Source organism: Pedobacter sp. SYP-B3415 (assembly GCF_004138205.1).
Lineage (GTDB): Bacteria > Bacteroidota > Bacteroidia > Sphingobacteriales > Sphingobacteriaceae > Pedobacter.
Genome location: NZ_RXNQ01000036.1, coordinates 121,998 through 148,226 on the forward strand (window position 1 = coordinate 121,998; position 26,229 = coordinate 148,226).

Here is a 26,229-nt window from a genome sequence, read left to right on the forward strand (position 1 = left end):
GATTGCAGCCCATTGCTGAGGTTATTAAGCTCACACAGTTAACTGACCGCAATTAAACTTAGCAATCTTGAGCCGTATCAACAAAAAAGGCGCCCGAAGGCGCCCTTTATATTGTATCTCTTATACATTAATATCCGACGTTTTGAGGGAGTTTCGGATTGAGCGATCGTTGTTGCTGTGGAATTGGGAAAAGTTTTCTCGTGGCAGAAGTTGGCTGATGATCCCACCAGCTTGCCGTTTCAAATTTACCAAAGCGGATCAGATCATCGCGTCTGAAACCCTCAAAAATAAACTCGCGCCCACGCTCATTCAGCAACTCATCCATTGTGAGCGTTGTAGTGGTATACGCGCGGGTGGCCCAGTCGGCATCGGAGAATGCCCGCTTCTTGCAGTCGTTTATAAGCTGAACGGCTTCTGCGGTAGCCGTTCCACCATTTCTGCGCATCAACGCTTCTGCTTTTGCAAAGTAGATCCAGGTAAGTCTGTACACATTCCAGTCGGTGTTGTTGTAGTTGGGATTAGGGTCCATCTTTACACCGTTTACCACGCCCGGAAGTGAATTGCCAAGACGGTATTTATTAAACCGTACACCACTGTTTTCTTCACCTTCACTCATGGTTGAAACTGTTGAGCCCGCTTTATTCCGGCGGATGTTATCGACAAACACAAGTTGCTGCCCGTTGTACTCTTCCGATCCTGTTACAGGCGTGCCGTCTGCAAACTTAACCTGCGGCCCGACAGAGAGCCAGGTTGTTTTGCGGAGGTCTGCATCATCATATTTCGTGTAATTTCCCGGTACGACAACAACGGCGTCATTTCCATTTCTGCCGCCGCCATAGATCTCACGCTGTTTGAAGTGATAGAATTCGTTTGGCCACCCTGGTTCAAATTTAGCCTTTGCATAGTCGTACGCTATGGAAAAGATAACTTCTTTTGAAAGATCATTATCAGGTTTGTAGGTATCTGTAATATTCGGATCGAGTTGAAGGGCTCCGTTCTGGCCACCAGCACTGCCAGATATCAGTTTGTCGGCTGCCGCAATACAATCATCCCATCGCGCAGTTCCTGTCCATACTTCAGCATTCAGATACAATTCAACAAGCATCGCATAACCACTTGCCTGGCTCATTCTACCCAACATACCGCGGGAAAGCTTTGGCGTCTTTTCTATGTTGTCTTTAATTTCCTTTTCGATAAATGCGAAGACATCTTTGCGGGCAACACTTTCAGGTAATTCCTCATTGCTACTGGCCGGAACGCTCGTAACGATCGGAATGTTTCCGAACAGATCCATCAGTTTCAGATAGTGAAAAGCGCGAAGCAGTTTGAGTTCTGCTACATAGGCCTCCTTTTCGGCTGCGGTAATGCCCATCTGTCCAATATCACGTTTACTGATATTATCAATCGGATCATTGCAAAGTCCCATTCCCCAGTACATCAATCCCCAGGCATTGTTAATAAAATCGTCATCAACCGTCCAGGTATGATAATGCAGGCGTTTCCATTTACCACCATCTTCACCATGCCGGCCTTTGGTTGGCCAGGCTAACTGATCGGCAGAAAGTTCGCTCATCTCCCACCAGTTTCGCTGATCAGCAGGAGTTACCCAGGCATTCGCATGGGTATAGGGCCGCAAGACGGCAGACAACACTTCGTTTTTATTATTATAAAATTTCTCGCTGAGTAGCTGATCATAGGCATTTTCGTCAAGTTTTGTACAAGACCCTGCCAGGCTCAATACTGCTGTTGCCGCGAGATATATAGATATTTTTTTCATTTCAGTAGAGTTTAGAATCCGACATTTACACCAAAGAGGAACGAACGGGTTGTTGGGTACGGCCCGCGGCTGTCAATACCGGGACCAAGGCCTGTGTCCTGAATAAAATCAGGATCGTTTCCGGTGTAGCCGGTAATGGTAGCAAGGTTCTGTCCGGTTGCATACAACCGTACGCTGTTGATGTATTTATTTGGCTTAATTTTAAACCTGTAACCAACCGTCACCTCATCAATTTTCACATGACTACCGCTTTCCAGATAGTAGTCTGAGTACATGTATGTATCATCAATACCGGCATATTTGGTAAAGGTATTGCGCAGCAGGTTACCGCTCCAGGTACGGTTCCCATAGGTCATCGCAGTTGTATTCAGGATATCGTATGCAAACTTGCCGCGCAGAAATACACGCAGGTCAAAATTTTTGTACGTAAAATTATTTGTTAACGACGCATAGTACTTAGGAATTGCATTACCGATCGGCGCAAGGTCTGTTAGGTTCCTGTCTCTTGACGGATTAATGCGATCGTTGGTAACTGCCTCGCCATTGCGGTTCCAGAACAGCCATTTGCCTTCAGGTGTAAAGCCAGCAAAACGTTTACCATAGAACTCGCCAAGTTTGCCGCCCTCAAAAGTTGTGATGGCATTTCCGAGCGCACCTGCTCCACCAATACCGCCAAACTCAATATACTCCCGTGTATAAAGTGAATTTGAATACGAATCGAGCGTATTATCAAGTGTACTTGCCGTCGCATCGATACTCCATGAGAAATCTTTGCGTTTAATTGCCGCATAACTCAGGGCCAGTTCAATACCCCGTGAGGAGATCTGCCCTACATTTGTATAAATTTCAGACCTGATGTACGGCGGCTGCGGCGTCGTGTAGGTATCCAGCAGATCGCTTGTTGTACGGTTAAACACATCGATCGAACCGCTTAACCTGCTATTCAATAAGGTAAAATCAAGCCCGATGTTGGTCTCTTTCTTTTTTTCAAAACGCAGATCAGGGTTGGGATTACGATCGGGTCCGTAAGTTTCGCGGTAACTGCCATCAGGATAAAGATATTTTCCACCGCGGCCGAGTGTAAGCCTCGAGGCGTTGTTAGCAAAACCCGAGTTACCCGTTACACCATATCCGGCACGCAATTTCAGGAAGTTGACCCACTTAACGTTTTTCATAAAATCTTCCTGGCTAATGTTCCAGCCAACCGAAACCGCCGGAAAATTGCCCCACTTGTTATTTGCTCCAAAACGTGAAGAACCTTCCCGACGCAGAATCACCTGTGCCAGGTATTTGCCCATAAGCGTATAGTTAACGCGACCGAAAAAGGCAATGAGCGTATTGTCGTTTTTGAAACTGCTCATGTTTGCCTTGCCATCTATCAGGGCAGTACCGTCGCTCAGGTTATTTTCTTCGAACTGATCATTGAGAAAACCGCGGTTGTCCATAGACTGTCCTTCTTCAACATGGTACCGGTAGCTGTAACCCGCAACCGCAGAAAAAGTGTGCGCTTCGCCAACGCTTCCGTTATACTGCAATGTTGGCTCGAAAGCATAATCCTGAAACAGCGCGGTACCTTTCGATGCATATCCCCCGCCCGGATAGTCAGAGTTTTCCTGCGAATCTTCACTCGCCAGCAGCCGGTAGCTTGCATCGATGTAACTGTCGCGCTGAATCGATCCAAAAACAGAGCCCTTCAGACCCTTAAAGATGTCTATGTCAACTTTTGCGTCGGCAGAACTTGTCTGTTGTTTACGGCCATTGGTCTCCTGAAATAACCGTGCATACTGGTTGGTACTTTGTGTATCGAACCTGTAACTTCCATCGGCATTGAAGTTTGAAAGCGTGGGATTTTTTGTGGCATCCTCTTCCCAGCCACCACCGCCAAGAAGATTGGCACGGTTCGTATTTGTTACCAGGTTAAGCTGAACATTCACTTTATCGTCAAATGCTTTTTGATTAACGTTCAGACGAAGGGTGTATTCGTTCCGCCCGTTCTCAAGCGCTATCCCCTGCAAATCGCGGTAGTTTACGCTTGCCCGGTAGTTGGTCTTATCTGTTCCTCCCGATAGTGCGATGTTGTGATTTTGAGAGAAGTTGTTGTGGTTAACCAGTTCATCGAAGAAATCGGTAGTGTTGCCAAAATCCTGTTGCCTGATCTGGCCTTCGGCGATTTTCTGGCGAAATTCATCGGCAGAAAGAAAATCCGGACGGTTGTAAACAAACTCTTTGCGCACATAAGATGAGTAATTAACTGTTGGCTTGCCAGGTTTCCCTTTTTTGGTTGTAATGAGAATTACCCCGGCGTTTGCACTGGTACCGTAAATGGCGGCACCCGAGCCATCTTTCAGCACATCGACAGAAAGAATGTCGTCCTGCTGCAACAAGTCAGGATTACCACCCGGTATCCCATCAATTACAAATAGCGGACTGGCGCTCCCCTTGACCGACACGACGCCGCGTAGCTGAACACTGGTGCCCGAGTTGGGGTTTGATCCGCTTGTACGGGTGATCTGAAGACCGGCTACTTTTCCCTGAATCAGGTCGAGCGGGCTTCGCGCCCCACTTTGACGGAACTGGGCGGTATCAAGGTGAGCAACTGAAGATGTCACTTCTTTTTGCCTGAGCGTGCCGTAACCAACCACCACTACATCATTGAGATTATTTCCTTCAGATGGCTGCAAGCGGATGCTCAACGGCGCAAGCCCGGCACCCGCAGGTCTGGTCGTGGGTGTATAGCCAATAAAGCTGAATACAAGGATCTCATTCGGACCAGAAACGTTAATTGAAAACTTACCGCTGGCATCGGTTACTGTGCCTTGATTATTGGTCTGACGTTTAACATTAACGCCAGGCATGGCTTCTCCTTTCTCATCAACAACGACACCTGTCACTGCCTTCTGAGCAGATGCAGCCGGCGCGCCGGGCTGAGTTGTTGTCGTTCTCTTCGTTGTGTCTTGTGCCTGAGAAGTACGGGCGGTATCAGCGTTTCTTTTCGTCGTATCCTGTACGACCGTTCCCGCTCGCTTTACGGTATCCTGTTGTTGAAAATGATTGACATTTGCAGTAAGATGACCCCGGGCCATCATGCTCTTGCCGGCAGCGTCAGCAGACAAACAGACACTGCACAGGACGGCAAGCCCTGCAATTCTAGGTAGATAGTTTTTCATTGGCAATTGATTATTGGTAGTTGTGTAGAGGCGTGTGGAGATGTAAACTATTGGCTCATATTAAGTTAGAAAATAGATTGTTTGTATTTTGTTGCTAAATCGATTATCCATAGTCGACAATCAATAGATTTAAACGCGTGAATGCCCGGAAAATTTCACGCCAACAACCTTTTTCTTGCATTTTATTGCTTTCTGTTTCTGGAGATGTCCGGCGGTGATCCTGCGCGCCGGGTAAAATCAGAAAGACCGGCCAGGTCCATTTCACATTAAATAAAAACGGCCCTGCGGTATTCTGCAGGGCCGTCGTCTTAAGTAGAGACTTGTTGTTTGCTTATCCTCTCTATCCTCCGCTAAGGCGTAAAAGTGGATACAGAGAATGGCCTCGTAGCAACCGCGACTCCCCTGCCAGTATTTGGTTTCTCATCCATATCTAAAGTAAGAACACCACCGCTGATAAGTTCTGAATGCCTGAGAAAATTCCTCTCCAAAACTTTTCCATTTAACTTCGCCTGCCGTATATAAACGTTTTTCTCATTATTTGCCGGCGCATTGATAATAAACTTTTTCCCGTTTTCCAGACTGATGGTGATTTTCTTAAATGCCGGGCTGCCCAGAACATACTCATCTGTACCCGGACACACGCTGTACATGCCCAGCGCACTCAGTACATACCAGGAACTTGTCTGCCCCTGGTCTTCATCGCCGGGATACCCGTTTTCAGTAGCATTATAAAGCTTACGCATGACCTCCCGGGCATGATATTGTGCTTTCCAGGGCTGCCCACCGTAATTATACAGATAGACCATATGCTGAATAGGCTGATTGCCATGCGCGTATTGGCCCATGTTGGCCATAACCATTTCGGTCATTTCATGTATCATTCCGCCATAGCTGCCCACGTTTACCCGGTTTGGTTCAGTAAAAACAGAATCGAGTTTCGCGGTAAAGTTCTTTTCTCCAGCCATCAGATCGATCAGACCGTTAATGTCATGAAAAACGGACCATTGCCAGTGCCAGGCATTTCCTTCGGTGAAGGCCCCGCCCCATTCGGCCGGGTCAAAGTTGCTGTTCCATTTTCCGTTTTTATCTTTTCCGCGCATAAAACGTGTTGCCGGGTCATAAACATTTTTATAACGGAACATCCGCGCACCAAAACGGTCCTGATAGGCCTTATTGCCCGTCATACGTGCAAGCTGATACCCGCAGAAATCATCATAAGCATATTCGAGCGTTTTAGCTGTCGCTTCCCGCACCTGTGGATAGGGAACATAACCGAGACTTTCATATTCTTTATAACCATCACGCCCATTGGCAGGTCCCCACGGCCCTTTATTTTCCGATTCGTGCGCGTAAGCTTTCAGGGCTTCTGCCGGGTCAAATGTCCTGATGCCCTTTGCCCAGGCATCAGCAAACAGAGAAATGGCATGGTTCCCGATCATGCTGCCCGCTTCGCTCGGAAACGACCATGACGGCAGCCAGCCACATTGTTTCCAGGCATCGAGCATGGCCTGCATATAGCGGCCGTGCATGGTTGGGTGCAGCAATGCGTTGAGCGGGAACTGCGCCCTGAAGGTATCCCATAAACCGGTATCTGTAAACATATATCCCGGGTGTACCTGCCCGTCGTAGGGGCTGAAATAAACAGGTTTGCCCGCAGCATCGATCTCATAAAATTTCCGTGAGAAAAGGCTGGCGCGGAAAAAACATGAGTAAAAAGTTTCCAGATCTTCTTTACTGCCGCCTTCGGCAAGCACCTGCCCCAGCTGTTTGTTCCAGACCATGGCCGCCCGTGCAATGGTTTGCTCGATGCGTTTATCTGTACCAAGCTCGCGTTTGAGATTCAGCTCAGCCTGCTCCGGACTGATGTATGAAGATGCGGTTCTTACCTGTACCTGCTGCCCGGGGGCGAACTCCAGATAGGCGCCGCGGCCCCGGCCGGAAGCGTTGTCATTACCCGGCTGAAGCGTGTTCTTCTGGTTTTCCCATGTTCCAAAGGCCTTGAACGGCTTGTCGAAATACAGGACAAAAAAACTCTTCCAGCCCCGTTTAAACCCCGCGCCATTGTTTACATAGCCGGTAATCTTCCGTGCCTTCACATCAATACTGACCTGGCTGAGGCCGGTATATCCATCCAGTACCAGGAATCCCTTCCGCCCTTTTGGAAACGAAAAACGAAGATGTGCGCCACGTTCTGATGGCGCAATGTCTGTTGCGATTCCGTTATCAAAAATAACCCGGTAATGATTGGGCTTGCCGACTTCATTCTTATGACTGAACCGTGCCGCCCGCTTTTCTTCATCTACCACCAGGCTGTCGAGAACAGGCATCATAGAAAATACGGCATAGTCGCGGGTCCAGGAGCTACATTGGTGTGCCTGCTGAAAGCCCCTAATGCGGTCAAGAAAATACTGATACTTCCAGCCATCGCCATTTTTTCCGGTTTGTGGTGTCCAGGTATGCATGCCGAACGGAAGCGCTGTAGTCGGGTAGGTATTTCCCCGAGTTAACTCGTGTTTTGAATTGGTACCCTGAAGGGTGTTCACATAACTAACAAGGTCACGCTGCCTTGCACTTGCAAAGGCAGGCAGCAACAAAACAAGAAGTAATCTTTTTTTCATCTTAAAATAGGTTGTTTGATCAGACAAGTGTCTTCAGGTTAAGCGGGAAAATCATGAACCATTCATTACCCGGAAAAAAAATGAAAGGACCGCAGCGATCTGATGCGGTCCCGTTCAAATTTGAGCTTACCAGCCCGGATTTTGCACCATCAGATCGTCCGAATTTACGTCTTTTGACGGTATTGGAAACAGGTAGTGTCTTTTCGTGAAGACCCTGGTTTCAAAAGGTACAACCGTTAAAAATTCGGGCAGGTTGCGCGCTATGTTAAGACCGTAGACCGGTCCGTTATCGGTTTGTTCAGCAATCTTCCAGCGGCGCGTATCAAAAAAACGAACATTTTCAAATGCCAGTTCAACCCGGCGCTCATCGCGAATAGCCTGGCGCACGGCATCCTGGCCAGAAGGTGCCGGAAGATCTGCAGAGCCGTACTGCGGGATACCCGCACGTTCGCGGATGAGGTTCAGGTAACGAAGAATATCCGGGTCGCCGGGCGTTGACTCGTTCAGGGCTTCTGCGTAATCGAGATAAACGTTAGCCAGACGATAAAGAATGACCGGGCGATTGCCTACATCCCACTTACCAAGGCCCATCGCTTTTCGTACCACGTATCCGGTAACCGTGTAGTCGTTACCACCGGTGGCCTTTCCGGAATTTCCGTTGTTATTAAATTCAGTGATGATATCGCCATTGTTCCTGTTCAGCCAGACACTATTGTGATAGGTAATGTTCACATAAAACCTGGGCTCACGGTTTACCCATTGGTTGTAGGTGCTGGTAGCAATGGGACTTCCCGGTGCTTTGTAGTCGGTAAACCCGGTACTTACATACGCGGATAACGGATCGTCAATTTTCCGGCCATTAGCCGTAAAGAACGCATTCACCTGATTTTGTGTTGCACCAAGCCCCCCTGAGCCTTTCGATTCTGAGTTCTTCCCTGCGTGATAAGGCGTCATTTCATATTGCCTTGAGCCCAAAGACGATTCGATCCGCGACATAATGATTTCATTATTAAAGTTATCCAGGAAAACATCTCTGCAGGAAAGGTACGGATCAAAGGCGCCCTCCGCATTATTCTTTCTGTAGAGGCTATACGTTCCGGGCACAAACTGGGTAATGAAAGCTTTGTATGCGTCTGAAGCACGTTTCCATTTGGCCGCGTCTGCAGTCTGGCTGATCAGTTGCTTGCCGTTTTTGTTCCGCAGCGACGCCAGGTCGGGATTCCCGTTATAAAGCGGACTTGCTGCCAGCAGAAACGCCTGGGCACGATAAGCAAGCGCCATACCCTTGGTTATACGTCCATAATTGGCATCGTTAGATGCTGTAACAGGAAGTACCGCCGCGGCCGCCTCCAGTTCTGTTGTGATGTAGTTGATGCACTCATCAAAACTGCTGCGGGGAAGCCTGATGGCCTCTGCGGGTGCATCCGGTTCGATCACATTATCGCCGATCAGCACCACCGGACCATAAAGTCTGACCAGGTAGAAATAATACATGGCACGCAGCGCCCGCGCTTCTGCCTTGTATTGCGTAATAAGCTGCGGCGTGATATCCTGCGTTACCTTATCAATGTTAGCCATGAAAAAGCTGGCCGAGCGGATACCCCGGTAAAAATTGTTCCAGTAATTATTTACAAAATCTGAATTCGCATCCCAGTTGCCAATGTTCATGCTGTTGGTCTGAACAAAACCCCAGACAAATTCGGCTTCATCAGACCCGCCCGTCCACATGCCGGCATTCCGGTCGTTCGCCGGACTCCGTTGCCCGAATTCGTCCGGGATCCATGAATAAACATTGTTTAGAAATTTTTCAGCCGTTGCCCGGTTTGTAAAGGTCTCTTCCAGCGTAAGCCGGTCATTCGGTACCTGATCTAAAAAACCCTTTTTGCAGGAACTGCTTAAGGCCAGAGATGCGATCAGTGCGCCATAGATATATTTTTTCATTTTCTTCGAGGTTAGAATTTTACATTAAGACCCAGCGATACCGTGGTAATGAGCGGATATTTTGACCCGTTCGAGGTGTTCAGCTCAGGATCCCAGAGTTTGAATTTGCTAAAGTTGAGCAGGTTTGACCCGATCAGATAAACCGCCGTATTCTGCAGATGAAGCCGCTGTGAGAGCCGTTTCGGCAGATTATAGCTGAGCTGGGCAGATTTCAGACGCAGGAAACTGACATCTTCTATCCACCAGCTGCTCGGCTGTGTGTTGTTGAAATTCTGATCTTCCCCGTAAGCCAGTCGCGGATAAAACACATCCTGTCTCGGATTCTCAGGCGTCCAGCGGTCAACCACATTCGCAAAAGCATTACTTAAACCACCGCCGCCGTTAAATGGATAAATCCCAGAACCGCTCAGGTACCGGTCGGCATTTGAAGTGCCCTGAAATAATGTTGAGATAGCAAAGCCCTTCCATGATGCAGAAAACCCAAAACCATAGATAGTGCTGGGAACATCTCCCCTTCCTATACGCGTCTTGTCGTAATCATTAATCAGGCCGTCGCCGTTCAGGTCGGTGTATTTAATGTCGCCAGGCCTGACCAATGCCTTTGATCCCGGTGTCGGGCTCCTGTCAATTTCAGCCTGGTTGTCAAATAATTTTTCAGCTACATAACCGTAATTAGATAGGATATTGTTGCCTATATAGCTCATCCATGGGTAAGGCTGCACCGGACGATCATCTTCAATCAGCTTATCACGGTTGTAAGTCACATTACCGCGAAGGCCTATATCGACCTGCCCCACCTTAAAATTATACTCAAGTGTTGCATCAAAGCCCCGGTTGTCTACTACACCAAGATTTCCCCATGGCTGTGACACCAGGCCGATGTAACCGGGAATAGATTGACGCTGTAAAAAGATACCCGTGCGGTACTCTTTGAAAATATCGAAAATAAGGTACAGGTTGTCTTTGAGCGTGCGAATTTCCACACCCAGGTCCTGCTTGCGCGATTCTGCCCAGCGGATATCAATACCATAATCAGAAACATTAATGCCCCCGCTGTTTGAAAAGTTTTTACCAAGCTGGTATCCGGCAGCGCCGTCAGATACAAGTGTAAGATAAGCAAAGCGGCGCCCCAGCAGTTTGCCGATGCCCGTAATACCGTCAGAATACCGGAATTTGAGAAAGGAGATGGCGCCTTTCAAAGGCTCCCAGAATTTTTCATTAGACGGTATCCAGCCTACACCAAATGCAGGGAAAGAACCGTACCGGTTGGCCGGCGCAAATAATTCGGAACCGTTGTAGCCAAAATTAAACTCGGCAAAATAGCGGTCGTCATACGAATAGGTAGTGCGCAGTGCAAGGCCTACCTGTCTTTCGGGGATTGATGAAGTAAAGTCGCCCGCGAAAGGATTGGTAAAATCCTGGGTATAGCCCAAAGCGAGTGCACCAACACGGTGTTTTCCAAACGCGCGGTCGTAGTTCAGGGCCGCTTCAGAATACAACTTGCGGTCGCCTTCACGACTCGCGTTAAAGCTCAGATAATTGCCATTGCTGGTATACGTCTGGCGCAAATTAAGCGTGCCGTCAGCCCTGTAGGGAGAATTGGTACCCGGTACGTTTTCGATAAAATAAGTACTTTCCCGCTTACCACGGTTTATGGTATTGTCGTTCCGAACGTCAAACGAGATCATAGCTGTGGCGCTCAGCCCCTGTACAAGGGCATCCAGATCCTGCGTTAAGCGCAGGTTTGTATAAAGTTGGTTTTTGAACTCCGTTCGATAACCGCGCCGGGTCAGATCTGCATATGGATTTCTAAAACCACCGTTTGAAGATCTTCCGGGGATGAAGTTGCCGGGGTACATCACCGGGTATTCGACCGGGGAAACGTCGAGCGCAGAGGAAAAGATCGACTCGGTCCCTTCGCTCGGATAATTTCCATCTGTTGCAAAGCCCTGGATACCTAAATCAAGTTTGGTTGTTCCGGTCAGGTTGACATTCAGGTTGCTGGTAAAATTGTACCGCTTGAAATTCAGGGCCGAATTATATTGTGCAAGATCATCTGTTTTCAAAAAGCCGGTTTCATTGTAATAGGCTAAAGAAACGTAGTATTGTGCATTGGCCACACCGCCGCTTGCATTCAGATTGGCCCGGCGGTTTCTGCTGGTGTTATTGAAAAGCTCATCCATCCAGTTTACATTCGGATAGAGCAGCGGGTCTCTGCCTGAAGCCGTATTGGCGATATATTCGGGCGCATATTTTTCGCTAAGTCCCCTGCCAACGCTGGCCTCATTTGCCAGGTTCATATAGGTAACACCGTCTGCAAGCTCTGGCCGTCGCGTAAAGGTGCTGATCCCTTCATTGTAGTCGAAGTTGATGGACGGTTTGCCCACCTGCCCGCGCCGGGTTTTTACAATAACCACACCGTTTGCGCCACGAACGCCATATACTGCAGTGCCTGAAGCGTCTTTCAGCACGGTAAAAGATTCGATATCCTCCGGGTCTATGTTGGAAATGCTGCGTTCAACACCATCAACGAGAATCAATGGTGCACTTGAGTTGCCCCCAAATGTGGCGATACCCCTGATCCAGATATCGGCCGTACTGCGGCCGGGCTCACCGCTGCGCTGTACGCCAACCACACCGGCAATTCTTCCTGCCAGCGATTGGGTAATGCTCGCCACGGGTTGTTTAAGTTCTTTCGGACTTACTGTAGACTGAGCGCCGATCAGCGAGACCTTACGTTGTGTACCAAAGCCGACAACAGCAACCTCATCAAGATTAGTTGTGGTCGATTTCATAATGAGCGACAGCTGGCGTTGTGCACCAACCGTCACTTCGAGGTTCTGATAGCCGATGTAACTGACAACAAGTACTGACTGCGCTCCCGGAACACGGATGCTGAAGGTCCCGTTTGGTGTGGTTGTTGCCACGGTATTTGTTCCCTGTACTTTGACAACAGCACCGGGTATGGGCTCTCCCTGTTCGTCTTTTATCTGGCCTTTTACTTCAATGTCCTGCTGTGCGAGGGTCATTGCGGGCAACATTGTTGTTCGATCAGGCGGATTGGCTACTGCAAGCGCGGGCAGGATGCCCATGAAAACGCCGGCCCGGAGGCACAGCCTCCGTGTGAGTTGTTTGGTTAAAATGCTCATAAGTTTCTATTGGTTCAAAATTTAGAAAAAGTGATCCCTGCCGGTACTGAAACCGGAATCGTGGATAAACTAACCAAGGTTGGGTTGGATGTACGCTTTATGCGTTCTGAAGGGTGATTGGTTCTCTCATATTTGGTTCTGGATGTTTAGCTTAGGTTATATGGAGAGCGAGAGAATTTAGAAACAGTTTATTACTGGAATGACGGTGTCTTTGGTCGAAACAGGATCACTATCAGGAATAAATCGTTTTAGTATATCAATGATAAGAAAATTCCGAAAGCATTGGAAATCTCTTGTGTGTAGAAGACGAAACAATTGTGTTACACTATAATACACAGTATTGCTCGGAACGATTTTTTCAAAGAGGGATATAACCCAGGTACTCTTGGGAGAGGCAGCAATCGCGTGAAGGGGCGTCGTATCAAAACAAAAGGCCGTTCCTTGCGGAAACGGCCTTTTTTGATGTTTAAATACGGCTTTCTAGTAGCCGGTATTTTGAGTTAAATTACCATTCAATGTACGTTGTACCTGAGGAATCGGGAACAAGTTACGGAACGGCTGAGAAGGCTGGTGATCCCACCATTGAGCAGTTGTAAACTTCCCGAAGCGGATCAGGTCATTTCTTCTGAACCCTTCGAAGATAAACTCACGACCGCGTTCATCAAGAAGCTCATCCAGTGTTAATGTTGCAGGCGTGTACGCGCGCGTGGCCCAATCGGCAGCGCTGAAAGCACGTCTTTTACATTCATTAATCAGGTTACAAGCTTCCTGTGTTGCAGTACCGCCATTTTTGCGCATAAGAGCCTCAGCTTTTGCAAAGTACACCCAGGTTAAACGATAGATGTTCCAGTCGGTGTTATTGTAATTAGCATCAGCAGGAATTAATGTGCCACCTTTTACACCACCGGTACCAGGGTTTTGATTACCAAGTTTATACTTATTGAAGCGTACACCGCTATTTTCCTCTCCTTCGCTCATATTTGAGGGCAATAGATTCGGATCAGTACCATTCTGCGCGGCAACTCTGTTTTTTCTGATGTTGTCAACAAAAACGATCTGCTGACCACTGTATTCGTTACCACCGGCAGCTAACGCAGGTTCGCCGTTATCAAACCGCACCTGAGGGCCCTGAAGCAGCCAGGTCCGCTTACGCAAGTCTGCATCATCATACTTGGTATAAACACCAGGAATCAGTACCACACCGTCGTTGCCGTTACGGTTACCGCCGTAAATAAGACCTTGTTGGAAGTGATAAAATTCACCAACCCATGATGGCTCAAATGTAGCTCTGGCAAATTCATAAGCAATTGAGAAGATCGCCTCTTTTGACTGGTCGTTCGTGTTTTTAAACTGATCTGTGATGTTTGGATCAAGCGCCATGGCACCATTCTGGCCGCCCGCAGCACCCGAGATCAATTTGTCCGCTGCCGCGATACAATCGTCCCAGCGTGGTGTTCCTGTCCAGGCTTGCGCATTCAGGTACAGTTCGACCAACATTGCATAACCACCTGCCTGAGACATACGGCCGGTCATGTTAGCCGAATGTAAAGGCGCTTTGTCGATGTTATCTTTGATTTCCTTTTCGATGAAGGCAAATACCTCTGCCCGCGGACGGGTTTCTGGTTTTGCCGGTATACCAACCTGCGTAACTACAGGAATATTACCAAAAAGATCCATCAATTTCAAGTAGTGAAACGCACGGAGTAATTTAAGCTCAGCGATGTATGAATCCTTTTCAGCCTGCGTAATACCCATTTGCGATAACGAACGGGTTTCAAGATTTTGAATCGGATCGTTACAAAGGCCCATACCCCAGTACATCAGTGACCAGGCATTGTTCAATGGGCCGTCGTCCACCAGCCAGGTGTGATAGTGGAGTCTTTTCCACTTGCCACCGTCTTCGCCGTGACGACCTTTTGTAGGCCACGCGAGCTGATCGGCTGACAATTCTGCCGGGCGCCACCAACCGTCCTGCCCTGAAGGCGTAACCCAGGCATTTGCATGGGTATACGGCCGCAGCACAGCTGAGAGTACTTCGTTCTTGTTATTATAAAAGTTATCTGTCGCCAACTGGTCATAGATATTTTCCTCCAGTTTGACACATCCGTTTGAAAGCACGGTTAACCCCAGCACAACGGAAGATATAAGTAATTTATTTGCGATTTTCATGTCTGTGATGTATTAAAAGCTGAACTGAGCACCGAATAGGAACTGTCTTGTTGACGGGTACGGACTTCTTGAATCAATACCAGGGCCGAGTCCGGTATCATTAACAAAATCAGGGTCATTTCCTGTATATGCTGTAATGAGGGCCAGGTTCTGTCCGGTCACATAAAGACGCAGGTCACGGATGGCTTTGTTAGCGATCTTGAAACGGTAACCCAGGGTTGCCTCATCAAGCTTCACAAAACTACCGCGCTCTACATAATAATCTGAATACATGTAAGTGTCTTTGATCTCCGCATATTTCGTGAAAGCACTGTTCAGCAGGTTACCTTGTGTTCCGTTTTTGTTGCCGTAAGAAATGGCAAGGGTATTCAAGATATCGTAATCCAACTTGCTTCGTAGGAACAAGCGCAGGTCAAAGCCTTTATACTGGAAGTTGTTCTGCAACGATAAATAGTATTTTGGAATAGCATTACCGATAACGGCGAAGTCAGTTTGATCACGGAATACCGAAGTATTGATTTGTGCATTAGAAACGACACCACCATTGCGGTTAAAGAAGGTCCATTTTCCATCAGGTGTGAAACCGGCAAACCGTTTGCCCCAGAATTCACCCAACTTGCGCCCTTCATAAGTCCTGATTGCATCGCCCAAAGCGCCGAAACCACCGATTCCACCAAACGTCCGCATATCTCTCTTGTACTCATCGTTTGAGTAAGAATCCAGGCGGTTGTCTGTTGTACTACCTACAAAGTCAATATCCCATTTGAAGTCTTTAGTCTTCACTGCGGCGTAGCTCAAAGATAGTTCAATACCTTTCGCCGAGATCGTACCTACGTTTGTATAGATACTCGACTGAATAAATGGCGGCTGTGGAGACGTGTAGTTATCAAGCAGATCCTGCACTACACGTTTGTACAAATCAATTGTACCAGATAAACGGTTGTTCAGGATCGTGAACTCAACGCCGATATTGGTCTCTTTTTTCCTCTCCCAACGCAGGTTCGGATTAGGATTTCTGTTAGGTCCGTAAGTCTGCTGGTATTCTCCGGTAGGGAAACGGTAAATGCCGCCCCCGCCTAATGTTACCAGCGACATATAGTTTGGTATACCTGAGTTACCAGTTTCACCATAACCAACACGCAGTTTCAGGAAGTTCACCCATTTGATGTCTTTCATGAAATTTTCCTGAGCAATGTCCCAGCCTCCGGAAATTGCCGGGAAGCTACCATATTTATTGTTTGCTCCGAATTTGGATGATCCCTCCCGGCGGAACGTCGCATTAAGAAAGTACTTATCATTAAATGAGTAAGTCAGCCGTCCGAAATAGGCTGCCAGCGTATTGTCGTTTTTATAACTACCGATTCCGATACGGTTCAATGCCACAGGTACACTACCCAGGTTATTTTCTTCAAACACATCGTTCACATAACCGCGGTTATTAGCGTTAAAGCCTTCTGACGATTCATACCGGTACATGAAGCCAGCAAGCGCTGTTACCTTATGTTTTTCATTAAATATACGGTTGTATTCAACTGTAGGCTCAACACTGAAATTCTGGTCGAGAGCAGTCGATCTTCCGGCATATCCACCTCCGGGAGCTGCACCATTGTCAAGCGAGTTTTGGCTTGCGCGCAGACGGTACTCGCCATCGAGAACGGAGTTACGCTGAACGGCGCCAAAGATCGAAGCTTTCAGCCCGGGTATGATCTCATAATCTAGCTTACCATCAACAGAACTGGTTTGTTGCTGACGACGGTTTTTTTCCTGTTCCAAACGAGCAACTTCGTTTGTAATGTTACGGGTAAACGCGAAACTTCCGTCAGGGTTATAGTAAGATTCCGTCGGATTTCTGGTTAAAACTGTTTCCCAGCCACCGCCGCCCAGAAGGTTTGCATTATTAAAATTTGTGGCCACGTTAAACTGCGCGGTCAATTTGTCCTGAAAACCTCTCTGGTTAATACTTAACCGTAGGCCGTATTCCCGGCGCGAGTTTTCGCGTGCAAAACCCTGCAGATCGCGGTAGTTGACACTGGCACGGTAAGTTCCGTTTGCACCACCACCTGATGCCGCAAAGTTATGGTTTGTGGAAAGATTGTTTTTATTGATCAGATCATAAAAATAATCGAAATCTCCGCCAAAATCCTGTGCAACATATTCCTTGCTTGCAAGACGCTCGCGGAATTGTGTCGCGTTCATAAAATCAGGTCTTTTATACAAAGACTCATGACGTACGTAAGAGTTATAATCAAATCTTGCAGGACCGGCTTTACCTTTCTTTGTTGTCACCAGGATTACACCTGCGTTTGCCCGCGTGCCATAAATTGCCGCACCGGAACCATCTTTCAGGACACTGAAAGACTCAATGTCATCCTGCTGAAGAAGGTCAAGATTACCACCCGGAATTCCGTCAATAATGATCAGCGGCGATTGGCTTCCGGTTAGAGACGTAACACCACGCAATTGCACGGCCACACCAGAATTGGGGTTGGTACCTGAAGTACGTGTAAGCTGAAGACCCGCAACCTTACCAACAAGCAGGTCAAGTGCATTACGTGATCCGCTTTGTCTGAATTGTGAGGTATCAACTTTTGTAATTGCCGCCGTCACCTCTCTTACGGTCTGTGTACCGTAACCTACTACCACGACTTCATCCAGCTTGTTATCAAGAGCTGGCTGCATCGCAAAACTGATGGTTGTACGACCACCAACTGTAGTTGTGACCTGGGTATAGCCGATGTAAGAAAAAACAAGCGTGTCATCTCCAGCCACTTCGATCCGGTACTTTCCGTTCGCATCTGTAACTGTAGTTTGACCGGATTTCGTGTTTCTCACGCTAACCCCCGGCAGCGGCGCATCAGCCTCGTCCGTTACAGTTCCGGTAACCACTTTTTGAACCTGAATACCCACAGGCTTCCAGGTAAGCCAATGACCGCGGGCTGCTCCCGAAGCATCAGCATACAACGGAGAACTGAACACCAGAAGTGAACACAACCCCGAAATCTTAAGTAAATTTACTTTCATTGAGATATTATTTATGGTTTTAATTGGCAGTTAAATCGTTTTATGTTTCAGAAAACGAAATTCTAGTCACAATGGGGAGATTTTCAAGACGTCCTGATAAGTTATACCGGGACAAACAGCAATTAGCTGCTTCCAGCGGTTAAATGAAATTTCATCTGATCGTTTGTTTTGGTTATGCTTGGCTCGTTAAAACGATTTATTGTACGATTTTATGAAATTTCTTTGATACAAACCAGAAATGCAGCGCAATAAATTGTAACGAATACGTTACAATACAATAATAGAGCATTTAGGCATATTACCTCATGCCAGATTCTTCCACAATCCCCGCCGCTGCCCGTTCAGATGCTCCCGGTTTACCTAATTTTTTCGAAAGCTCATTATATCCGCTCAGTTGAGCTTCACGTCCTATCCCTTCGAGAATCCTAGAAAGTTCTTCGGTTATCCTGGCAGCATTACAATCTTCCTGGATTAATTCGGGCACAACAGCCTTGCCGGCAATTAAATTAACAAGTGATATGAACCGTATTTTTACAAGTCTGCGCGCAATCGCAACCGAAATGGCCGATCCTTTATAAACGACAACCTGCGGCACTCTGAAGATGGCTGTTTCAAGGGTAGCTGTTCCCGAGGCTACAATGGCCGCTTGCGCGATATTGAGCAGGTCGTACGTTTGGTTGTAAACGATATTCAGACTTCGCCTGTCTGCAACCTTTTCGTAATAACTTTGGTCAAAGTTTGGCGCGCCGGCAACAACGAACTTATAAGCTGGAAACCGGTCGGCCATGGCCAGCATATCAGGCAGTAAACGCTCGATTTCCTGTTTGCGGCTACCGGGCAGCAGCGCAACGACCTGTGCATCTTGTACGCCAAGCGTTGCGGCGAAGTCGGGCCGCGAATTAAAATCTGCTATAGCGTCGAGCAGCGGATTCCCGACATAGGTCACATCCATCCCCCAGCTCTTATAAAAGTCTACCTCAAAAGGCAGGATACAGAACATCTGGTCCACGACCTTTTTAATTTTCAGTACCCGCTTCTGGTTCCAGGCCCAGACTTTTGGAGATATATAGTAACAGACCCGGATGCCCTGTTTTTTTGCAAATTCGGCGATTTTAAGGTTAAACCCGGGAAAATCGATCAGCACCAGAACATCCGGCTGGTAAGCCAGAATATCGGCCTTACAGGCAGCCATGTTTTTCAAAATGCTGCGAAGGTTAAACAAGACTTCGATAAAGCCCATGAAAGCCATATCCCGGTAATGTTTCACGAGCAGGCCTCCCTGGGCCTCCATCTTTTCGCCGCCAAAAAAACGAAATTGAGCATGGGCATCCTTGGTTTTAAGCGCCTGCATCAGGTTTGCGCCGTGCAGGTCGCCCGATGCTTCACCGGCTACCAGGTAGTATTTCATGCGCTTAGCTAAAGTTCCATGAGTTAAGTATCGGAATAGCGTGATGGGCAGTCAGATCAAACTGCACAGGCACAACTGATGCAAATCCGTGATCCAGCGCCCAGACATCAGTGTCCTCACCTTTATCGAGATTTTGAAAAACACCCGTGAGCCAATAGTATGGCCGCTCATAAGGGTCTTTCCTCTCATCAAATTCTTCGGCCCATTTGGCATTCGCCTGCCGGCAGACCTTGAGTCCCTTTATCCCTGCTCCCTTTGGAAAGTTCACATTCAGTAATGTCCTCTCAGGCAGACCGTGCTCAAGGACCTGTTCACAAACCAATTTAACAAACTTGCGACAATGACTAAAATCTGCCTGCTGCGTAAAGTCATCAAGTGAAAATCCTACCGAAGGTATAGATTCGATTCCCCCTTCAACGGCTGCAGACATAGTGCCTGAATAAATGACATTGATCGAACTGTTTAACCCGTGGTTGATACCTGAAACACAAAGGTCTGGCTTCTTCCCTTTGAAAATCTTGTTTACGGCAAGTTTTACACAGTCTACAGGCGTCCCCGAACACTTGTACATTTCTACCCCTTCGTAAAGGTCAACCTTGTCAAACCGAAGCGGTTTACCTATTGTTATGGCGTGCCCCATGCCCGATTGCGGACCATCAGGTGCCACTACAACTACCCTGCCCAGCTCCTGTGCAACTTCAATAAGATGCCTGATGCCGGGAGCAGTTATGCCATCATCATTAACAACCAGGATATTGGGTTGCTTATCGTGTTTTGTCATGTTTCAAAAATACAGATTATGTATTCGATTTCTGCCGCCTTATAAGCGGCTTTCCCTTTTATTTTTTTTAAGCGTCGGGGCAGCTCTTTGATGCGGTTAAAATTTATATTTGATCCGTTAACTTATTCTCAATGAAACACAAACTATTTACCATTGCATGTTTTCTTTTGGTCGGCGTGTCGTCTATGGCGCAAAACACCTATCAATGGAAAACCGCTTCGTCGGGCGGGTACACGTACAAGTATGTCACAAATGACCCTACCCGGTCCAGGTTCTACACCCTGAAAAACGGCCTGACAGTGATCCTTTCCCCAAATGCGAAAGAGCCGAATATCGAATTCCGAATGGCCGTCAGGGCTGGCAGTAACACCGACCCGAGAACCGCCACCGGCCTTGCCCATTACCTGGAACATTTGCTTTTTAAAGGAACCGACAAATTCGGAACGTTAAACTGGCAAAAGGAAAAACCGCTGCTTGATAAGATTGATGCCTTGTATGAAACATATAATAAGACAACTGATCCCGAAAAGCGTAAAGAGATCTACAGGGAAATCGACAAAACCTCGGGCGAGGCCTCAAAGTTCTCTATCGCCAATGAGTACGACAAAATGATGAAGGGCATAGGCGGTCAAAGCTCCAATGCCCATACCTGGTACGAAGAGACGGTATATAATGAGGATTTCCCCTCAAATTCTGTAGACAAGTTTTTAAGTCTGCAGGGTGAGCGCTTTCGGAATCCGATCTTCAGGATTTTCCATACCGAACTGGAAGCAGTGTACGAAGAGAAAAACCGCTCGCTTGATAATGATGGAAGCAAAGCTGCTGAAGCACTTTTCGCCGCAGTTTTCCCCACGCATAATTATGGTCAGCAAACAACGATCGGCACAATTGAGCACCTTAAAAACCCCTCGCTGGTCGAGATAAAAAAATATTACCAGAAGTACTATGTGCCAAACAACATGGCCGTAGTAATGGCCGGCGATTTCAACCCGGATGAACTGATCAGAAAGATTGACAAAACCTTTGCTTATATGGTCAGCAAACCTGTTCAGCTCTATCAGCCTGCGGCGGAAAAACCCTTAACCGGCATCCGTACCATCGACATCTACGGGCCAAACGCAGAAAACCTGATGATCGGCTACCGCGGATATCCTGAAAGCACGCGGCAGAGCATGCTGCTGGACCTCGCAGGCAGCATCCTGTCGAACGGAAAAGCAGGACTGATCGATATCAATCTTAACAAGCAGCAAAAAGTATTGCGCGCCAGCGCAGGTACCCAGCAGATGAAAGATTACGGCTTGTTCATTCTCAGCGCTGCGCCAAAACAGGGACAGACCCTTGACCAGGCCAAAGCACTGCTGCTTGGTCAGATTGAACTGCTCAAAAAGGGAGAATTTGATGAAAGCCTGATCAAAGCTACCGTCGCCAACAGCAAACTTTCATTGCTCCAGTCTTTTGACAACAATAACTTCAGGGCTGAAGCGACAACAAACGAGTTTATTCTTAACCGCGGCGCAAACTGGAACAAATCGCTCGGCGCCCCCGATGAAATGGCCAAAATAACCAAAAAAGATATCGTAGATTTTGCAAACACCTTTTTTAAAGACAACTATGTTGTCGTTCTGAAACATAAAGGCACGGACAAGAACAGCCAGAAGGTAGATAAACCTGCCATTACTCCTGTTGCTACGAACGCGAATGAAGTTTCTGCATTTGCAAAAAACGTACTTGAAGCTCCTGTCAAACCGATTCAGCCCGTGTTTCTTGATTACAAAAAAGACATCGCATACGGTAAAAGCGGGATTGCTGATATCCTGAGTGTTCAGAACAAGGAGAACAGCATCTTCAGGTTGAGCTATCGCTTTGATATGGGAGCCTACAACTACAAACTTCAGCCGTATGCCGCACAGTACCTTACCTTTTTAAGTACTGATAAATATACGGCAGAGGAGATCAGCAGACAATTCTATAACATTGCCTGCAACTACAGCTTTAACGTTGGAAACGATGTGGCCACGATCACCATTACCGGCTTGCAGGAAAATTTTGAAAAAGCGGTGAGCCTGGTCGAGCACGTATTTGCGAATTGCAAACCAAATGAACCGGCCCTCGCTGAATTAAAAAGCCGGATTCTGAAACAGCGTGAAAACAATAAGCTGAATAAGACGGCGATCCTTTCGGGCATTATGAATTATGCTCAATACGGACAGGACAATCCTTTCAATTACGGCTTAAGCAATGATGAGGTGAAAGCCATGACAGCAGAACAACTGGTGTATATCCTGCACAATATCCGCAATTACAAGCACGACATTATTTATTACGGACCCAAAGACCTTGCGGCTTTTACATCAGATATCACCAAAGTTCATCAGCTTCCCACAGCCTTTACACCGGCGGCAGCGGCAAAAACCTTCACATACCAGCATCCTGAAAACAATAAGGTTTATTTCGCTGATTATGATATGGTCCAGGCTGAGATCAGGTGGGTGCGCAACAACGGAATGTATGATCCAGCGAACGCCGGAAAAATCGACCTCTTCAACAGTTACTTTGGCGGCGGCATGGGCTCGGTCGTATTTCAGACCATCCGCGAATCCAAAGCGCTCGCCTACTCATCATATGCCCTGTATGCAAACCCCGACAAACGTGACAAGGAATATTATATGATGGCCTATGTGGGAACACAGGCAGATAAAATGAACGATGCGGTTGCAGCGATGAATGAACTGCTCACCGTGTTACCCGAGTCAGATAAAGCCTTTACAGCTTCGAAAGATAACGCACTTAACGCACTTGAAACCGGACGGATTACAAAAGACGCCATCATTTATTCTTATCTCAACGATCAGAAACTTGGTTATGACCACGATTCGCGTATTGATTTGTATCAGCAGCTAAAACCGCTGAACTTTACAGACATAGCGCAGTTCCATAAAGAACAGATAGCAGGAAAACCATACAGTTACTGCATCGTGGCCTCAGAGAAAAAGATCAGTATGGCAGACCTGGAAAAATTCGGCTCAGTTACGAAACTTAACCTTGAGCAGGTTTTCGGTTATTAAAAATAAGGCATAAAAAAAGCGGCTTCCCGGAAAGGAAGCCGCTTCTTTTTGTAAAGCGCACCTAAAGCGAATTGATCCACTTTACAAGCTCGTCCCGGCCTTTGCCGGTTTTTTGCTGAAGTTTACCCAACAGTTCATCATCTTTCCCTTCTTCATGTGTCAGGTCGTCTTCTGTAAGGTCTCCATAGGCTTGTTTAACCTTTCCTTTTATCTCATTCCACTTGCCTTTTATTTCCAGCTTGTCCATAGTAAGTAATTTAGTATAAGTTTCTTAATCAACAGCCCGACAAGATTTTTGTTTGCTTCGAACAGACCTGCCTTTTCAGAATTAATACTTCATGCATGCAACCATCGCTGCATTGCAGTCGTCTCTCTAAATGAACCTTAATTAAACACGCATGAAAAAATTAATCCTCATCCTGCTTCTGCTGCCGGCCATTCTGCTTCAGCAGTCCTGCATAGTCATGGTCAAATCACTTGCAAAAGGCATCGTTAATGACTATGATGATTACGCCGATACCAATATTTCTTCACAGACCCTGCTCGGTGCAGATGGCAGAACGGCGACCATAAATCAATCTTTCTCCGGCAAAACGGTCTATGCTGTGGTTTACAGCAGCCCCCTTAACCATCCTCATCCCGGAGATTCAACCCGTTACGCAGAAATGCAGAACCGTTTCAAACCATATAAAGATGTACAATTCATATCCGTTTACAATGGAGACAATGAGCAGTACTGGCGCGAGTTCAGCAAAAAAAACCGCGGCGGCCATGAGGCCTACCGGCTTACCGACCGCGATGCTGAGCCATGGAAAGGGCTGGGCAACGTACCTCATGTTCTGATTATCGGGGCCGATGGAACTATACTGGGATACAAAGCGCCCAACACAAACAGTAAGGTGCTTGCAGATTATGTGCTGTACCAGGCCCGTTCAGGCAAAGATGCCACCCGATCTTCAAAAGAAGTAATCAAAGAGATTAATGAAAGCGGCAGGTTTAAGTCAGAACAAATGAAAAGCTGGTATACCGCCCATTTCAAGGAACCTGCAGATAATGTGTCGCTTTCATTCTCAAACTCAAACTGATTTAAAAAACAAAGGGCAGATCAGCCTGCCCTTGTTATTATTTCGTTTGTGCCTTTTCAATGATTTCGGTCACAACAGCCGGATCAAGCAGGGTCGACGTATCGCCCAGATTTGAAACCTCTCCTTCTGCAATCTTGCGCAAAATACGGCGCATGATTTTCCCGGAGCGCGTTTTTGGCAATCCGGATACAAACATGATCTTATCTGGTTTGGCAATTGCTCCGATCATTCTTGTTACGGTTTGCAGGATATCTTTCCGTGTCAGTTCCTCATCACTATGATGTTCAGGATAGATAACGAAAGCGTAAATCCCCTGCCCCTTTACCTCATGCGGAAAACCAACCACCGCACTTTCCACCACACCAGAATGCATGTTGATGGCATTTTCCACTTCAGCCGTGCCAATCCGGTGACCAGAAACGTTAATTACATCATCTACCCTGCCGGTGATACGGTAATAACCTTCATCATCGCGGAGACAGCCATCGCCGGTGAAATACATGTTCGGATAAGCAGAGAAATAGGTCTGCCGGCAGCGCTCATGGTCACCATATGTAGTTCTAAGGATACCGGGCCATGGAAATTTGATACACAGGTTTCCGCTTACGCCATTTCCCTCAATTTCCTGACCGTTCTCATCGACAAGGCAGGGCTGAATGCCCGGAAGGGGTAATGTGGCAAAGCTGGGTTTTGTGCGTGTCACATTGGCTATCGGCGAGATCATAATCCCCCCTGTTTCTGTCTGCCACCACGTATCAACGATGGGGCAGTTCCCTTTCCCTATCTTTTCATCAAACCAATGCCATGCTTCCTCATTTATAGGCTCACCTACAGAACCCAGTACACGTAAAGTATCCATTGAAACGTTGGCGAAAGGCTCATCACCAAAACTCATCAGCGAGCGGATGGCAGTCGGTGCCGTATACAGGCTGTTTACCTTATGCTTGTCTACAATCTGCCAGAAACGCGATGCATCGGGATAGGTTGGGATACCTTCAAAAATTACTGATGTGGCTCCCTGCGAAAGCGGCCCGTATATAATATAAGAATGCCCGGTAATCCACCCGATATCTGCGGTACAGAAGTAAACTTCACCGGGCTGATAGTTGAAGACATTGCTAAATGTATAACCGGCGTAGACCATATATCCCCCGCAGGTGTGAACAACGCCTTTTGGTTTACCCGTAGATCCGGATGTATAGAGGATAAACAGCATATCTTCTGCGTCCATCTCTTCAGCCGGGCATACATCATTTACATGTTTCACTTCATCTTCCCACCAGACATCACGACCTTTCAGCATTGAAACAGGCGTCCGGGTGTGTGTAAGGACGATAACTTTTTCAACCGTAGAGCAACCAATCAGCGCATCGTCGATCACCTCTTTAAGCTCGATTTTTTTGCTGCCCCGGTAGGCGCCGTCTGCGGTTACCACCAGTTTACAGGCTGCGTCATTGATCCGGTCTGCGATTGATTTGGCAGAAAAACCACCGAACACCACCGAATGCACAGCACCGATCCGGGCACAGGCGAGCACAGCAATAGCCAGTTCGGGAACCATAGGCATGTAAATACAAATGCGGTCGCCTTTTTTTGCGCCATTTCGTTTCAGCACATTTGCAAAACGACAAACGCGCTCATGCAGCATTTTATAGGTAAGCGTGATGCTGTCCTGCTCGGGATCATTCGGTTCCCAGATAATAGCCGGCTTATCTGCGTCGGTTGCCAGGTGCCTGTCCAGACAATTTTCTGTAATATTAAGTTTGGCACCCTCAAACCACTTGATTTCCGGATCAGCGAAGTTCCAGGATAAGACTTTAAACCAGGGTTTGCGCCACTGAAAATTTTGCGCAATTTCTCCCCAGAATTGCTCGGGATTGTCCACACTTTTCCGGTACGCGAGCTCATACTCTTCGATACTATTAATCTGCATTTGGTGTTTTGTTAGAATTAAGGTTAACCAAATATAAGATTTTCTTCAGGTACGGTATGCAGAACGTCGGCTTCAACGACCGCCCGTTCGGACAAGAAAAAAATTAAAAGCACGT

At 47.3% G+C, this 26,229-nt stretch carries 13 protein-coding genes; 2 read left to right on the forward strand and 11 right to left on the reverse strand.

What is annotated here, in order from left to right; genetic code table 11:
* Nucleotides 1–127 precede the first annotated feature (127 nt).
* From EJV45_RS17890 to surE, 9 genes are all read right to left on the reverse strand, one after another.
* Nucleotides 128–1,777 carry a RagB/SusD family nutrient uptake outer membrane protein gene (locus tag EJV45_RS17890; RefSeq protein ID WP_129717924.1) on the reverse strand — a complete coding sequence of 550 codons (1,650 nt, stop codon included), beginning with the start codon at nt 1,775–1,777 and terminating at the stop codon, nt 128–130.
* Between the two features lie 11 nt (nt 1,778–1,788).
* Nucleotides 1,789–4,944, reverse strand: coding sequence for a SusC/RagA family TonB-linked outer membrane protein (locus EJV45_RS17895; protein ID WP_240755337.1), 3,156 nt, complete (start codon nt 4,942–4,944; stop codon nt 1,789–1,791).
* A gap of 350 nt (nt 4,945–5,294) precedes the next feature.
* On the reverse strand, nt 5,295–7,562 hold the full coding sequence (locus EJV45_RS17900) for a GH92 family glycosyl hydrolase (protein ID WP_129717926.1): 2,268 nt from the start codon (nt 7,560–7,562) through the stop codon (nt 5,295–5,297).
* Nucleotides 7,563–7,688: 126 nt separating this feature from the next.
* Nucleotides 7,689–9,503: a RagB/SusD family nutrient uptake outer membrane protein gene (locus EJV45_RS17905; protein ID WP_129717928.1), complete on the reverse strand. Its 1,815-nt coding sequence runs from the start codon at nt 9,501–9,503 to the stop codon at nt 7,689–7,691.
* A gap of 11 nt (nt 9,504–9,514) precedes the next feature.
* Nucleotides 9,515–12,652, reverse strand: a complete 3,138-nt coding sequence (locus EJV45_RS17910) for a TonB-dependent receptor (RefSeq protein WP_129717930.1) — start codon at nt 12,650–12,652, stop codon at nt 9,515–9,517.
* A 480-nt stretch (nt 12,653–13,132) separates the two neighbouring features.
* The gene (locus tag EJV45_RS17915; RefSeq protein ID WP_129717932.1) at nt 13,133–14,821 is read right to left on the reverse strand and encodes a RagB/SusD family nutrient uptake outer membrane protein; all 1,689 of its coding nucleotides are present in this window, start codon (nt 14,819–14,821) and stop codon (nt 13,133–13,135) included.
* 12 nt (nt 14,822–14,833) lie between these two features.
* Nucleotides 14,834–17,842 (reverse strand): SusC/RagA family TonB-linked outer membrane protein, encoded by a 3,009-nt coding sequence (locus EJV45_RS17920; RefSeq protein WP_129717934.1) that lies wholly within the window; start codon nt 17,840–17,842, stop codon nt 14,834–14,836.
* A 298-nt stretch (nt 17,843–18,140) separates the two neighbouring features.
* Nucleotides 18,141–19,250 (reverse strand): lipid-A-disaccharide synthase, encoded by a 1,110-nt coding sequence (gene lpxB, locus EJV45_RS17925; RefSeq protein WP_129717936.1) that lies wholly within the window; start codon nt 19,248–19,250, stop codon nt 18,141–18,143.
* A 4-nt stretch (nt 19,251–19,254) separates the two neighbouring features.
* The gene (surE, locus tag EJV45_RS17930; RefSeq protein ID WP_129717938.1) at nt 19,255–20,031 is read right to left on the reverse strand and encodes a 5'/3'-nucleotidase SurE; all 777 of its coding nucleotides are present in this window, start codon (nt 20,029–20,031) and stop codon (nt 19,255–19,257) included.
* 131 nt (nt 20,032–20,162) lie between these two features.
* Here surE and EJV45_RS17935 point away from each other — a divergent pair, with 131 nt between their 5' ends.
* Nucleotides 20,163–23,096: a pitrilysin family protein gene (locus tag EJV45_RS17935; protein WP_129717940.1), complete on the forward strand. Its 2,934-nt coding sequence runs from the start codon at nt 20,163–20,165 to the stop codon at nt 23,094–23,096.
* A 61-nt stretch (nt 23,097–23,157) separates the two neighbouring features.
* On the opposite strand, the gene EJV45_RS17940 is transcribed toward EJV45_RS17935, so the two are convergent.
* The gene (locus EJV45_RS17940) at nt 23,158–23,343 is read right to left on the reverse strand and encodes a CsbD family protein (protein ID WP_008505035.1); all 186 of its coding nucleotides are present in this window, start codon (nt 23,341–23,343) and stop codon (nt 23,158–23,160) included.
* Nucleotides 23,344–23,494: 151 nt separating this feature from the next.
* Here EJV45_RS17940 and EJV45_RS17945 point away from each other — a divergent pair, with 151 nt between their 5' ends.
* A complete protein-coding gene (locus EJV45_RS17945) occupies nt 23,495–24,181 on the forward strand; it encodes a hypothetical protein (protein ID WP_129717942.1) in 687 nt (228 codons plus the stop codon).
* 37 nt (nt 24,182–24,218) lie between these two features.
* Here EJV45_RS17945 and acs read toward each other — a convergent pair whose 3' ends face one another.
* The gene (gene acs, locus EJV45_RS17950) at nt 24,219–26,114 is read right to left on the reverse strand and encodes an acetate--CoA ligase (RefSeq protein ID WP_129717944.1); all 1,896 of its coding nucleotides are present in this window, start codon (nt 26,112–26,114) and stop codon (nt 24,219–24,221) included.
* Nucleotides 26,115–26,229 lie beyond the last annotated feature (115 nt).

Coding starts and splice junctions, on each gene's coding strand:
- EJV45_RS17890 (WP_129717924.1), bottom strand. CDS start 1,777: ATGAAAAAAATATCTATATATCTCGCGGCAACAGCAGTATTGAGCCTG.
- EJV45_RS17895 (WP_240755337.1), bottom strand. CDS start 4,944: ATGAAAAACTATCTACCTAGAATTGCAGGGCTTGCCGTCCTGTGCAGT.
- EJV45_RS17900 (WP_129717926.1), bottom strand. CDS start 7,562: ATGAAAAAAAGATTACTTCTTGTTTTGTTGCTGCCTGCCTTTGCAAGT.
- EJV45_RS17905 (WP_129717928.1), bottom strand. CDS start 9,503: ATGAAAAAATATATCTATGGCGCACTGATCGCATCTCTGGCCTTAAGC.
- EJV45_RS17910 (WP_129717930.1), bottom strand. CDS start 12,652: ATGAGCATTTTAACCAAACAACTCACACGGAGGCTGTGCCTCCGGGCC.
- EJV45_RS17915 (WP_129717932.1), bottom strand. CDS start 14,821: ATGAAAATCGCAAATAAATTACTTATATCTTCCGTTGTGCTGGGGTTA.
- EJV45_RS17920 (WP_129717934.1), bottom strand. CDS start 17,842: ATGAAAGTAAATTTACTTAAGATTTCGGGGTTGTGTTCACTTCTGGTG.
- lpxB (WP_129717936.1), bottom strand. CDS start 19,250: ATGAAATACTACCTGGTAGCCGGTGAAGCATCGGGCGACCTGCACGGC.
- surE (WP_129717938.1), bottom strand. CDS start 20,031: ATGACAAAACACGATAAGCAACCCAATATCCTGGTTGTTAATGATGAT.
- EJV45_RS17935 (WP_129717940.1), top strand. CDS start 20,163: ATGAAACACAAACTATTTACCATTGCATGTTTTCTTTTGGTCGGCGTG.
- EJV45_RS17940 (WP_008505035.1), bottom strand. CDS start 23,343: ATGGACAAGCTGGAAATAAAAGGCAAGTGGAATGAGATAAAAGGAAAG.
- EJV45_RS17945 (WP_129717942.1), top strand. CDS start 23,495: ATGAAAAAATTAATCCTCATCCTGCTTCTGCTGCCGGCCATTCTGCTT.
- acs (WP_129717944.1), bottom strand. CDS start 26,114: ATGCAGATTAATAGTATCGAAGAGTATGAGCTCGCGTACCGGAAAAGT.